This window comes from Natronorubrum daqingense (assembly GCF_001971705.1).
Taxonomy (GTDB): domain Archaea; phylum Halobacteriota; class Halobacteria; order Halobacteriales; family Natrialbaceae; genus Natronorubrum; species Natronorubrum daqingense.
The window spans coordinates 720,445-733,019 of record NZ_CP019327.1; the positions used below are offsets into that span (position 1 = coordinate 720,445).

Consider the following 12,575-nt stretch of genomic DNA (forward strand, 5'->3'; position numbering starts at 1 on the left):
ATGCGAGCCTCTGGGCGAACATTTACCACCGACGTCGTGGCACAGAGGGGTATGACGGTACTCGCGCCCTTCGATGGGTCCAGGTTAGCGAACAAGGCACTCGAGACCGCGGCCACGTTCGGGGACCTCCTCGACGAAGAACTCGTCGTGTTGACGGTGATTCCGGACGACTCGGAGTACGCTCGAGAGCGAAACTGGATCACGATGGGCGAGCCCTTCGACGTCGACGCGATCGAACGCGGATTGCAGACTCGAGCGGCCGAAATCGCACCAGAGGCGACGTTCCAGACCGAACGCGTCAGTTCCGAGGAACCGACGGCGACGGCGACGACGGCCGTCGTTCGAGAGATTCGACGCGTCGCGAGGGAACTCGAGGCGTCGGTCGTCTTCATCGGCTCGGAGAACGCGGGGTCCGTGATCGCGCCCCACTCGAGCGTCGGGAGCCCGGTTGCGAACGATCAGCGTTACGACGTCTACGTCGTTCGTGAACCCGGTGACGAGGTCGATCCTGCGGAGCGAGCGGATATCGACTCGACGATCGAGTGAGCGCGGGGTCCCTTGCGCGACCACAGCGTGGAATTTACGTGATAGCGTCATAGCACCGACGCGACGGCGGCGTGACAACCCGGTGTCCGACGGCGATTCGTGCGTGCTGCCAGAGGAACGTTTATTCACCTGACTGCCATCGGTTCGAACGTATATGGTCGATCGGAATGGGTGGGCCCGTGACCACCCCGTCCTGACTGGATCCCTGCAACGTCCACCGGCGGCGTTCCTCGAGCAAGCGAACGTCACGGATTCGGACATCTACGACGAGTTCGACGAACGCTGGCCCGAGTGCTGGGAGCGCGCCGCCGACCTCCTCGCTTGGGATCAGCCCTACGAAACCGTTCTCGAGGACGAAGACGCACCCTTCTACCGGTGGTTCGCTGACGGGCAATTGAACGCCGCCGAGAACTGTATCGATCGTCACCTCGAGAATGGTCGAAAGACCCACACGGCCATTCGATGGGAGGGAAAACACGGCGAGCGAGAGACGTACACGTATCGGGACCTCTACGTCGCGACGAACGAGTTCGCCGCCGCGCTTCGATCGCTTGGCGTCGACGCGGACGACGTCGTGACGATCTACCTCCCGATGATTCCCGAACTACCGATCGCCATGCTCGCATGTGCTCGCATCGGTGCGCCCCACAGCGTCGTCTTCGCGGGGCTCTCGGCCGACGCGCTCGCGACGCGGATGGACGCCGCCGACAGCGAGTACCTCGTCACGTGCGACGGCTACTACCGCCGCGGCGACGCGTTCAACCAGAAGAGCAAGGCCGACAACGCCCGACTCGAGGTCGATCAGGACGTCCGGACCGTCGTCGTCGACCGACTGGGCGAGGAGATGCCCCACGTCCTCGGCGACGACGAGTACGACTACCACGACCTGCAGCGCAAATTCGCCGGCGAAACGGTCGATCCGGTCTCGAGGGACGCTGAGGACATGCTGTTCTTGATGTACACGTCGGGTACCACCGGCGAGCCCAAAGGTGTCGTGCACACGACGGGTGGCTACCTCTCTCACGTCGCCTGGACGACCCAAGCCGTCCTCGACGTCAAACCCGAGGACACCTACTGGTGTGCGGCCGACATCGGCTGGATCACCGGCCACTCCTACATCGTCTACGGCCCGCTCGCGCTCGGAACGACGACGGTGATGTACGAAGGGACGCCGGACTACCCGGACCGAGACCGCCTCTGGGAGATCGTCGACCGGAACGCCGTAGACATCTTCTACACCGCCCCGACGGCGATCCGGGCGTTCATGAAGTGGGGTGAGTCGTACCCGAACGAACACGACCTCTCCTCGCTGCGGCTGCTCGGTACCGTCGGCGAACCCATCAGTCCACGGCCGTGGCAGTGGTATTACGAGCACGTCGGCAACGAGGAGTGCCCGATCGTCGACACCTGGTGGCAGACCGAAACCGGTGCCGTGACGATTTCGACGCTACCGGGCGTCGACGAGATGAAACCCGGCGCTGCCGGCCCTGGACTGCCGGGGATCGATGTCCAGATCGTCGACGACGACGGGACGGAAGTCGAGGCCGGCGACTCCGGCTACCTCACGATCGCCCAACCCTGGCCGGGGATGGCCCGAACGCTCTACAGCGGCGACGACCGGTTCCGCGAGGAGTACTGGGAACGGTTTTCCAATCCGGAGGAAAACGAGTGGCGCTACGGCAGCGGCGACGCGGCCACGATCGACGACGACGGCTACATCACCGTCCTCGGGCGCGTCGACGACGTGATCAACGTCTCCGGTCGGCGACTCGGGACGATGGAAATCGAGAGCGCGATCACCGACGTCGACGGCGTCGCGGAGGCCGCCGTCGTCGGACGCTCGAGTGAATCGAACGGAACGGATATCTACGCCTACGTCAGCACCGAAAGCGGGCACAGCGTGGACGAGTCCGGCATGAGCGAGATGATCGAACGAAGTATCGAAACCGCGATCGGGCCGATGGCTAAACCGAAATCGATACTCTTCACCCCCGAGTTACCCAAGACTCGCTCCGGAAAGATCATGCGCCGCTTGCTCGAGGCCGTCGCGAACGGCGAGGAACTCGGTGATACGAGCGCGCTTCGCAATCCGGAGATCGTCGGCGAGATTCAAGCCGAGATTCGCGAGGAGTGACGGCCGGCGACACTGCTCGGTTTCTCCCGACATCGTTTCGGAGTATCTATTCAGGCGAAACGAGAGCGCCTGTTGGTATCGGTGACAATCGGGTGAGACGCCCGCTCGAATACGACCGGGACGATACAATTATATTCGCGTCACCTGAAAGAGCGAACAACGATGCTCGAGGATCGAGATTCGTCGGCGTTCTCGCGCCAGCAGTTCGAATCGCTCCTCGACGCCGCCGAAACGTACCGAGAGGCGCTCGTCGTTCGCCTCTGTGGTGACGTCGGCCTTCGACCGAGCGAACTCACCGAACTCACGATCGATCACGTCGAGCAGGTTCGGATCGATCCGCCGCGGTACCTCGTCCGCGTTCCGGCCGTCGACGAGGACGAGGAACGGACGGCGTATCTACCGACACACGTCGAGCGAGAGCTTCGCCGCTACGCCCGGAGCAACGACCTTTCGACGAACGATCGAATCTTCTCGGTGACGCCTCGACGGCTCCAGATGCTCGTCTCCGACGTCGCAGACCGTGCGAGCGACCTGTTCGACCAGCCAGCACTCGGCGACGTGTCGACGAGCGACCTCCGCCAACACTTCGCGCGGCGAGCGCTCGTCGAGCACGCGGTCAATCCGCGCGTCGTCAAGCGCGTCGGCGGCTGGCAGAGTTTCGAAGCCCTCGAGTCCTATCTCCCCGAGCCGACGGACGCAGCGATCGTCGACGCCTTCGACGCCGTCGAACGCCCCGCGGGATCCGAACGCAGCCAGCAGCGTCGACGCCAACGCAGCTCGATGGTCAGCGACGACAGCGTTATTCGCTTGCTGCTTGCGGCGAGCGAACGGTACGCACTCCTTCGCCTCGACGCGGAGGGCTACGTCGACCGCTGGAATCGAAGTGCGGCCGCGATGTTCGGCTACCGCGCCGGCGAAATCGTCGGGACGCACGTCTCCGCATTTCACACGGACGAGGCCGTCGACGACGGCGAACCCGATCGAATCCTTTCTGCAGCACTCGAGGAGTCGGGCACCGAAGCCGACGGCTGGCGCGTTCACGAAGACGGCTCGCGTTTTCGAGCGACAGAAGTCATCTCACCACTGCGCGACGAACAGAGTCGCCACCGCGGGTTCGCCGTCTTCGTCCGCGACGTCACGAGCGCACACGAGGACCTCGAGTCGACCCGGTCGCGACGGGACGAACTCGAGCGACGGTATGCGGTCGCCCAAGCCCACCGCCGGGTCACGCAGTCGCTGTTCGTCTCGACAGATCACGCGGAAATCGAGGCGGAAATGTGTGCGGCGATGACGACGGGGCCAGCCTACGAGTACGCCTGGATCGACCGGACGACGATCGCCGAGCGTCGACAGGACCGACGTCCCGCGAGCGGGATCGACCCCGGCGACGTCGAAGAATTCGTACCCGAGGCGTGGGACGCCGGGTCGTCGTCTCCCCCCGACGACTCGCGGTCGCTTCCGAGCGAACGGCGGGGACGGACGGACGAACCGGCGGCGGCCGACGACGGGTCGATGTCGGTGACGGTGAAGCGCGGCGTCTCACTGAACATCGACGGAGAGGCGAGCGACGAATCCGAACGCGGCGATGGCGCTTCGGCCACAGACGGCGACGGTGCGATCGCCCGCGTCCCCCTGGCCTACGGCGATACGTCGTACGGCTTCCTCACGGTCGCAACCGACAGAACGGACGCGTTCGACGACGACGAGCGACGGTGGCTCGAGGTCATCGGCCGACAGGGTGGCTACGCGATCGCTGCCGTTCGTCGGCGTAACCTCTTGCTTTCCGATCGCGTCGTCGAACTCGAGGTCGCCTGTCGGGATGACTCCTCGTTCCTGGTGAACGCGTCGCGACGACTCGGGTGTCGCTTCATACTCGACTCGCTGGTCGCGATTTCGGAGTCGACGCAGGTCTACTACCTTCGACTCGAGGAGGCGTCGCCGGCCGACGTCTTCGACCTCGCCGCCGACGATCCCGGCATCGACGATTACCGGCTGGTCGAGACGGACGAGGACGGCTGTCGCGTCGAGTTCGTCGTCGACGGCTCCTGTCCGATCGTGACGCTCACCGAGTACGGGACCACCGTCCTCGACGCGCGATTCGAGGGTGGTATCGCGACGATCACGGCCGAGTGTGCGGCCGACGCCGATCTGCGAACGATCGTCGACGGCCTCCGGAGTTCGTTTCCGGACTCGGAACTCGTCGGCAAGCGCGAAGCAGAACGCACCGTCCAGACGGCTCAACAGTTTCGCGAGGGTCTCGAGGATCGTCTGACGGATCGACAGGAGGTGTCGCTTCGGGCCGCGTACTTCGGCGGCTACTACGATTGGCCACGGGAGAGTACGGCAGAAGAGATCGCCGACGCGATGGGTATCTCGTCCCCGACGCTTCACAACCACCTCCGTAAGGGCCAACACGAACTCCTCCGGACGTTTTTCGACGAGCCGGATGGAGAAGATATCGCCGTCGACGACATCGAGTATCGACGCGAGTGATCGAACTCGAATCTAGCACTTGCAGTCTTTCGTCCGAAACAGACACTAAGCTTCTAGAGCGAGTTCCGTTCTCTCGCGATGTCGTCCTCGAACGCTGGCAGCCAACGGGTGACGTGTCGTGTCGTCCCAGCGAAGAGGCGAGACTGTCGGCCGGTATAACCAGATATAACTCCCTAATATATTCGCCGTTCGTCACGTGACCACTTCGTTTTCGATCCCGTTTTGTACACCTAGATGGCGGATTTACTATACTGGTTGTCCATTGGAATGGTGTATCATGTCACAGGAGGAAGCCAGTCTCGAGGCACGACTCGAAGAGCAGGAAGCCTTCGAGCCTCCCGAGTCGTTCGTCGAGCAAGCGAACGTCACGGATCCGGGAATTTACGACGAGTTCGAGGAGAATTGGCCCGAGTGTTGGGAACAGGCAGCCGACTTGCTGTCCTGGGAGAACGAGTACGACACGGTGCTCGACGACAGCGACGAACCGTTCTACGAGTGGTTTACCGGCGGCGACCTGAACGCGTCGTACAACTGTCTCGACCGACACGTCGAAGACGGCGCGAAGAACCGCGCGGCGATCAAGTGGGAGGGCGAACTGGGCGAGACGCGCACGTACACGTACGGTGACTTGTTGAACGAGGTCGAAGCGTTCGCCGCGACGCTGCGCGACCTCGGCGTCGAAGAAGACGACGTCGTCACCCTCTACATGCCGATGATCCCCGAACTTCCGATCGCCATGCTCGCGTGTGCCCGTATCGGCGCGCCTCACGCGGTGGTCTTCGCCGGCTTCTCGGCCGACGCGCTCGCGACGCGGATGAACGCCGCCGACAGCGAGCACCTCGTCACCTGCGACGGCTACTACCGGCGTGGTGACGCTCTCGACCACCTCTCGAAGGCGAACGAGGGTCTCGAGGGCGTCGAACACGACGTCTCGGACGTCGTCGTCGTCGACCGACTCGGCGACGCCCTCGAGCACTCGCTCGCGGACAATCAGACCGATTACGACGAACTCGTCGACGAGCACGAGGGCGAGAGCGTCGAACCGGTCTCGAGAGACGCCGAGGACATGCTGTTCTTGATGTACACGTCGGGGACCACCGGCGAGCCCAAGGGTGTCAAACACACCACGGGCGGCTATCTGGCCTACACTGCGTGGACGAGCCACGCCGTGTTGGACGTGAAGCCGGAGGATACCTACTGGTGTGCGGCCGACATCGGCTGGATCACCGGCCACTCCTACATCGTCTACGGCCCGCTCGCGCTCGGAACGACGACGATGATGTACGAGGGAACGCCCGACTACCCCGACAAGGATCGGATGTGGGAACTCGTCGAGAAGAACCGAGTCGATACGCTCTACACCGCACCGACGGCGATCCGGGCGTTCATGAAGTGGGGCGAGGAGTATCCGGCTCGACACGACCTCTCCTCGCTGCGCCTGCTTGGCACCGTCGGCGAACCGATCAATCCGCGTGCGTGGAAGTGGTACTACAAACACATCGGCGGCGAGAGCTGTCCGATCGTCGACACCTGGTGGCAGACCGAAACCGGCGGCCACATGATCACGACGATACCGGGGATCGATACGATGAAACCCGGCTCCGCCGGCCCAGCCCTACCGGGAATCAGCGGCAAAGTCGTCGACGCTGAGGGCAACGAAGTTGACGCCGGGAACGCCGGCTACCTCACCGTGGACAAACCGTGGCCGGGGATGTTGCGCACGCTCTACCAGAACGACGAGCGCTTCCTTCAGGAGTACTGGCAGGAGTACTCCGACCAAGAAGCCGACGAGTGGGTGTACTTCCCCGAAGACGGTGCAAAAATCGACGACGACGGCTTCATCACCGTCCTCGGACGCGTTGACGACGTGATCAACGTCTCCGGACACCGACTCGGCACGATGGAAATCGAGTCGGCCGTGGTCGGCGTCGAAGGCGTCGCCGAAGCCGCCGTCGTCGGCGGCGACCACGACGTGAAAGGCGAAGCCGTCTACGTTTACGCGATTCCAGAAGACGGCCACGAACCCGACGACGACCTCGAGGAGGGCGTCGTCGAGGGCATCCTCGACTCGATCGGCCCGATCGCCAAGCCAGAAGACGTGATCTTCACGCCCGAACTGCCGAAGACCCGCTCGGGCAAGATCATGCGCCGCTTGCTCGAGAACATCGCGAGTGGCAACGAGCTTGGCAACACCTCGACGCTCCGGAATCCGGAAGTCGTCGACGATATCGCAGAACAGGTCGAATCCGAGTAACCACGTCGTTCTTTTTTCAACTAAAAGACGACGAACATACCAAACTCTCAGAATATGTCAGATAATACCAGCCAAGATACGGAGCACGCCGCCGAAACGGACGGCGGCGTCAAGACCGAAGCGTACCTCGATAAGGAAATAAATATCTTCAAGCCGGCGACGCCGTTCATGCGGGATCACTTGCGCGTGATCTGGCTCTCGTTCGTTGCGTGGATCGTCGTCGTGTTCGGACCGACGACGGCAATTCTGTTCGCGCCGGAGTTCATGACCGAGACGACTGTGCTCGGGGGCTTCCCGCTGCACTTCTTCCTGGCGGCGATCGTTACACCGCTTGGCGCGTTGTTGCTCTCGGTCGGCTACGCGATGCAACGGGACCGACTGGATACGAAGTACGGAATTTCACACGAAGAAGCGGCGGAGTCCGACGGAACCGTCGCTGCGGACGGAGGTGAACCATGATCGAAGCGGTCGATCCGGTGATCCTGCAGGAGACAGCCCTCGACGTCGGTGAGTTCAAACTCGTCCCGGCGTTGACGGTGGCTGCCATGCTCATTTTGTTCCTCGGTGTCGGCTACTTCTTCCGAGTTGCCGCAGTCGACGAACTCTGGGTCGCCGGCCGCTCGATCGGATCGATCGAGAACGGGATGGCGATCGGCGCGAACTGGATGAGTGCGGCCTCCTACCTCGGCGTCGCGTCGCTCGTCGCCCTCTCGGGGTACTTCGGGTTGGCGTACGTCGTCGGCTGGACGACGGGGTACTTCATCCTGCTCATCTTCCTGGCCGCGCAGTTCCGCCGGTTCGGAAAGTACACCGCCCCCGACTTCGTCGGAGACCGGTTCTACTCCGACTGGGCGCGCGGAATTGCAGCGTTCACGACGCTCGCGATCGCGTTCACCTACGCGATCGGCCAGGCCAGCGGAATGGGACTGATGGCACAGTACATCTTCGGCATCTCCTACGAGATGGGGGTCATCCTGTTGATGGGCGTCACCATCGCCTACGTCGCCCTCTCGGGGATGCTCGGGACGACGAAGAACATGGCCATCCAGTACGTCATCCTCATCATCGCCTTCACGCTCGGCCTCTACGCAGTCGGCTGGTCACAGGGGTACTCGACCGTCCTGCCCTACCTCGAGTTCGGATCCGAAGTCTCGGCGGCCGCCGCAATCGAGACGCAGTTCGTCGAGCCCTTTGCCGCTGCGGGCTACTACGGCTGGATCGCACTGGCGTTCAGCCTGATCGTCGGGACCTGTGGGCTTCCGCACGTGCTCGTCCGTTTCTACACGGTCGAAAACGAGCGGACGGCTCGCTGGTCGACCGTGTGGGGCCTGTTCTTCATCTGCCTGCTGTACTGGGGAACGGCTGCCTACGCCGCGTTCGGTGGCTTGCTCTACAACGAAGAAGTAACCGAGGGAGGCGGGTTCGCGACCGGCGACGGTGAGATGCTCGGTATCGAGGCCGACGCGCTCGTCGTCCTCACGACGCAACTCGCCGACTTGCCGGAGTGGCTGGTCGGACTGGTCGCCGCGGGTGCGGTCGCTGCGGCGCTCGCGACGACCGCCGGACTGTTCATCACCGCCTCGTCGGCGGCAGCACACGACATCTACACGAACCTCTACAAGGACAACGCGACCCAGCGCGAGCAGATGATCGTCGGTCGAGCGACGATTCTCGGAATCGGTGCGCTCGTGACGCTCATCGGCCTCAACCCGCCGGCGCTCATCGGCGAACTCGTCGCGATGGCGTTCGCCATCGCCGGCAGTATCTTCTTCCCCGTGTTCTTCCTCGGCCTCTGGTGGGAGAACACGACCAAAGAGGGCGCGATCGCCGGCATGCTCGCGGGAATCGTCCTCTCGTTCGGCGCGATCCTCAACGACACGGCGATTCCGATGTACACCGGCGTCGAGGAGGCCGTATTCCCGACGGTTGCCACGTGGTTGCCCGGAACGTCCTCGGCGCTGCTCGGCGTTCCGATCGTCTTCAGCGTGATCATCGTCGTCTCGGTGCTCACGGACGAGCCACCCGAAGACGTCAAGCGCCTCGTTCGACAGTGTCACAGTCCAGAGCCGATGCAACAGATGGAATCGGCGGAGGACATCGCGACCGACGGCGGCCTCGAGGACGGAGCGGCCGACGGTGGATCGGCCACTGACGTTGCCGATCGTCCGACAGACGACGACACCGATAGCGAACCTGAGACGGAGGAGTAACCATGTACGACACGATTCTCGTTCCAACCGACGGAAGCGACGTTGCGGAGAACGCGGTCGACCACGCTGTCGACATCGCAGATCGATACGGCGCGGACGTCCACGCGCTGTACGTCGTCGACACGAGCACCATGGATATCACGCTCGGCGCCGAACAGGTCGACCGAATTCACGCGGGCCGATTCGACGAGATGCCCGAACTCGAGGCTCGAGCCAGAACGGCGATCGACTACGTCACCGGGCGGGCCGGCGAGCACGGTATCGACGTGACGGAGGCGATCGTCGGCGGGCAGCCCCATCGACAGATCGCAAAGTACGCCGACGACAACGGGGTCAATCTGATCGTAATGGGATCTGCCGGACGCGGCGGTGTTCGGCGAGCACTCCTGGGCAGCGTCGCCGAGCGAACGCTGCGAACGACGGACATCCCGGTCCTCGTCGTCGACGTTCGCGAGGACTGACCCACGACGCGGTCGACGCGAGTCCCCTCCTGTGATTTTACTCGAGTCGGCTCAGGTCCTATAAGCTGATTTTCCGCTCACTCTCGATTCGCCGTCGCCATCTCGAGGCTGATGAAGAAACCGAAGTAGGCGACGATGCCGGCGAGCATGAACATGTAGTACGCCCAGTCCGGGCCCTCGAGGACGCGAAAGAGCAGGTCGACCATCGTCACCCAGACGATGGCGAATACGAGGTCGACGAGAATTCCCCACCGGTCCTCGCGCGCGTGTCGAATCCACTCGGCGACGTTCGTCATCGACCGATCACCCGACCGTCCGCCTGATCGCACATACTGAGAGCGTTTCGCAGGGATGGCCAAGAGCCTATCGGCGCGAACTGGGACGCGTTCAGTAGTGCTCAGCCGTACAACTGACGCGGATTTTCGACCTCGAGCGAGTCGATATCGGTGAACCCGTCGTCGCACGTAACAACGGGAACGCCGAGTGACCGGGCTACGCCCGCGATCATCATGTCGGGATGCTGGAGTCTGTTTCCGTTGTGTTCTAATTCGGTTAGAATACGAGCTGCCGCCAATCCGTGTTCGGGGGTGTACTCGAGTCGGCTGACCCAGGGTAAATCCCGATCAACAGTTTCCGGATCGCGACCGACTTTGAGCGCACCGTGGTACAACTCGTAGAACCCGATAGCGGGCAAGGCGAGTACCTCGTTCTCGTGTTCGAGTCGAAACTGCTTCGCGTGATCGTACCCACGCAGAAAGTCCGCGCAGAAACTGCTATCGAGAACTTTCACGGCTCACGCCCGAAGTCGGCGTCCATCTCCTGTTTGACCTCACGGACGGCTTCATCGATTGACGTCTCACTCCACGCACCGAATCCAGCGAGTGGGTCATCATCCTCGAGTTCGCGCTCGATGACCTCATCGAAGCTCTCGCTTCCCTGCTTTCGTGAGCGAAGCTTTTGCCACGTCCGTTCGGAGACTCGAATGGTTTTGTCCGCCATGTATACATGTATGTATACGTCGGAGTATCTTCAGTATTGCCCTCCCTTTCGGTATCTACCGTCCACAATCCAAACCAACACTCCAAAACGAAACCCCCTAACCTCGTCCGAGAGTGGGTTAGGGCATGCACGACGAGAGCGAGGTCGCCGTCCTTCGACTGGGCCACCGACCCGGCCGAGACGAACGGATGACGACCCACGTGGGCCTGACGGCGCGGGCGCTGGGTGCCGACCGCGTCTGGGTCCCCGACAACGCCGGCCAGTCCAGAGACACCGTCGCGGACATTACCGACCGCTTCGGCGGACCGTTCGAGGTCGAACTCACCGACTCCCCACAACGGATTATCCGCAACTGGGAGGGACGGGTCGTCCACCTCACGATGTACGGCGAGCAGGTCCAGAATGTCGAAAGCGAGATTCGTGACGCCCACCGGCGCGACGGTGAACCGATTCTCGTCGTCGTCGGTGCCGAAAAGGTCCCCTTCGACGTCTACGAGGAAGCCGACTGGAACGTCGGCGTCACGAACCAACCACACTCCGAAGTCGCCGGACTCGCCGTCTTCCTCGACCGCCTGTTCGACGGGCGCGAACTCGAGCGCGAGTGGGAGGACGCCGACCGACGCGTCGTCCCGATGGAGACCGGCAAACGCGTCGAATCGGCGGACGGAGAACGCGACGGCGACAACGAGTGAGTGCTCGCTCGAGCGACGCCTGATTAGCCAGACGCTCGAAAGACGCGAAACGGCCGGAGGACGCGGCCACCGACTCCTCGAGCGACGGTTTCGACCATCGCCCGGGCACCCATTTCGGACTCGTCTACCGTGTAGCCGTTTCCGACGCGTTCGATCGGTCCCGACTCACCGTGGATCTCGAGCAGGCGCTCGAAGTCCTCGTCGGTGAGTCCCGTCTCGGATTTGATTTCTGCGGCGGTAAGCGGTCGGTCGGCCTCACGGAGCGCCTCGACGAGCCAGCGGTTGTGCTCGCCGACGAGGTACACTTCCTCGTTGGACATATCGTCTTCGTCGGCCGGTTCACCGTCTGCGTTGGTCGTGTCGACGTTCGCGTTGGGTGCGTCGACGCTCACAGTAGTTGCGTCGATGTCCGAATTCGCCGTGTCGTCGCCATCGTCAGGGTGTCGCCACGTGTCGACGGCGTCCAATAGAAGCCAACCGCCAAGCGCGGCGAGTGCGCCGCTGAGCCACAGGTCGCCACTCGAGGAGCCATGGATACCCGCGACAGCGACGATTACTCCGAGGATCGTCTTCGCGAGTACCGGGCCGAGGTCGAGTCCGAGTGCATCCATCGTCGCTCGGAGCACTGGCGCGACGACAACGATTCCGAGGAGGATCGAAATCGCAGTTGAGTCCATTCCAGCCGCGGAGAAGACGCCGAGGAAGACGATTAGGGCACCCACGTCGACGATGTCGACGCGCTCGCGGAACTGAGACACGACCTGTCGGACCATCGGGAATATCGTC

12 protein-coding genes are annotated in these 12,575 nt (G+C 63.0%); 8 read left to right on the forward strand and 4 right to left on the reverse strand.

The window, feature by feature from the left end:
- Positions 1-51 precede the first annotated feature (51 nt).
- The 7 genes from BB347_RS03510 to BB347_RS03540 all read left to right on the forward strand — a co-directional run bounded on the left by BB347_RS03510 (position 52) and on the right by BB347_RS03540 (position 10,098).
- On the forward strand, positions 52-546 hold the full coding sequence (locus BB347_RS03510; protein WP_076578352.1) for a universal stress protein: 495 nt from the start codon (positions 52-54) through the stop codon (positions 544-546).
- 154 nt (positions 547-700) lie between these two features.
- Positions 701-2,680, forward strand: a complete 1,980-nt coding sequence (gene acs / locus BB347_RS03515) for an acetate--CoA ligase (RefSeq protein ID WP_076578350.1) — start codon at positions 701-703, stop codon at positions 2,678-2,680.
- Positions 2,681-2,842: 162 nt separating this feature from the next.
- Positions 2,843-5,173, forward strand: a complete 2,331-nt coding sequence (locus BB347_RS03520) for a bacterio-opsin activator domain-containing protein (RefSeq protein ID WP_076578348.1) — start codon at positions 2,843-2,845, stop codon at positions 5,171-5,173.
- A 277-nt stretch (positions 5,174-5,450) separates the two neighbouring features.
- On the forward strand, positions 5,451-7,427 hold the full coding sequence (acs, locus tag BB347_RS03525; protein WP_076578346.1) for an acetate--CoA ligase: 1,977 nt from the start codon (positions 5,451-5,453) through the stop codon (positions 7,425-7,427).
- Between the two features lie 54 nt (positions 7,428-7,481).
- Complete coding sequence (locus BB347_RS03530) at positions 7,482-7,886, forward strand: DUF4212 domain-containing protein (protein WP_076578344.1); 405 nt, start codon at positions 7,482-7,484, stop codon at positions 7,884-7,886.
- Complete coding sequence (locus tag BB347_RS03535; protein ID WP_076578342.1) at positions 7,883-9,637, forward strand: solute symporter family protein; 1,755 nt, start codon at positions 7,883-7,885, stop codon at positions 9,635-9,637. The genes BB347_RS03530 and BB347_RS03535 overlap by 4 nt, the downstream gene beginning before the upstream one ends.
- A gap of 2 nt (positions 9,638-9,639) precedes the next feature.
- On the forward strand, positions 9,640-10,098 hold the full coding sequence (locus BB347_RS03540; protein ID WP_076578339.1) for a universal stress protein: 459 nt from the start codon (positions 9,640-9,642) through the stop codon (positions 10,096-10,098).
- Between the two features lie 77 nt (positions 10,099-10,175).
- Here the strand turns inward: BB347_RS03540 and BB347_RS03545 are convergent, their stop codons facing one another.
- From BB347_RS03545 to BB347_RS03555, 3 genes are all read right to left on the reverse strand, one after another.
- On the reverse strand, positions 10,176-10,394 hold the full coding sequence (locus BB347_RS03545) for a hypothetical protein (protein WP_076578337.1): 219 nt from the start codon (positions 10,392-10,394) through the stop codon (positions 10,176-10,178).
- A gap of 101 nt (positions 10,395-10,495) precedes the next feature.
- Positions 10,496-10,888 (reverse strand): PIN domain-containing protein, encoded by a 393-nt coding sequence (locus BB347_RS03550; protein WP_076578335.1) that lies wholly within the window; start codon positions 10,886-10,888, stop codon positions 10,496-10,498.
- On the reverse strand, positions 10,885-11,097 hold the full coding sequence (locus tag BB347_RS03555) for an antitoxin VapB family protein (RefSeq protein WP_076578334.1): 213 nt from the start codon (positions 11,095-11,097) through the stop codon (positions 10,885-10,887). Before BB347_RS03555 ends, BB347_RS03550 begins: the two co-directional genes overlap by 4 nt.
- Positions 11,098-11,222: 125 nt before the next feature.
- Here BB347_RS03555 and BB347_RS03560 point away from each other — a divergent pair, with 125 nt between their 5' ends.
- Entirely contained in the window at positions 11,223-11,789 is a 567-nt protein-coding gene (locus BB347_RS03560) for a tRNA (cytidine(56)-2'-O)-methyltransferase (RefSeq protein WP_076578333.1), read from the forward strand.
- Positions 11,790-11,812: 23 nt separating this feature from the next.
- Here BB347_RS03560 and BB347_RS03565 read toward each other — a convergent pair whose 3' ends face one another.
- The gene (locus BB347_RS03565; protein ID WP_076578332.1) at positions 11,813-12,562 is read right to left on the reverse strand and encodes a hypothetical protein; all 750 of its coding nucleotides are present in this window, start codon (positions 12,560-12,562) and stop codon (positions 11,813-11,815) included.
- Between the last annotated feature and the right edge of the window lie 13 nt (positions 12,563-12,575).

Bases quoted from the DNA above. Each gene is read 5' to 3' on its own strand.
- BB347_RS03560 (WP_076578333.1), top strand. From the start codon at position 11,223: ATGCACGACGAGAGCGAGGTCGCCGTCCTTCGACTGGGCCACCGACCC.
- BB347_RS03530 (WP_076578344.1), top strand. From the start codon at position 7,482: ATGTCAGATAATACCAGCCAAGATACGGAGCACGCCGCCGAAACGGAC.
- acs (WP_076578350.1), top strand. From the start codon at position 701: ATGGTCGATCGGAATGGGTGGGCCCGTGACCACCCCGTCCTGACTGGA.
- BB347_RS03545 (WP_076578337.1), bottom strand. From the start codon at position 10,394: ATGACGAACGTCGCCGAGTGGATTCGACACGCGCGCGAGGACCGGTGG.
- BB347_RS03510 (WP_076578352.1), top strand. From the start codon at position 52: ATGACGGTACTCGCGCCCTTCGATGGGTCCAGGTTAGCGAACAAGGCA.
- BB347_RS03555 (WP_076578334.1), bottom strand. From the start codon at position 11,097: ATGGCGGACAAAACCATTCGAGTCTCCGAACGGACGTGGCAAAAGCTT.
- BB347_RS03540 (WP_076578339.1), top strand. From the start codon at position 9,640: ATGTACGACACGATTCTCGTTCCAACCGACGGAAGCGACGTTGCGGAG.
- BB347_RS03520 (WP_076578348.1), top strand. From the start codon at position 2,843: ATGCTCGAGGATCGAGATTCGTCGGCGTTCTCGCGCCAGCAGTTCGAA.
- BB347_RS03565 (WP_076578332.1), bottom strand. From the start codon at position 12,562: ATGGTCCGACAGGTCGTGTCTCAGTTCCGCGAGCGCGTCGACATCGTC.
- acs (WP_076578346.1), top strand. From the start codon at position 5,451: ATGTCACAGGAGGAAGCCAGTCTCGAGGCACGACTCGAAGAGCAGGAA.
- BB347_RS03535 (WP_076578342.1), top strand. From the start codon at position 7,883: ATGATCGAAGCGGTCGATCCGGTGATCCTGCAGGAGACAGCCCTCGAC.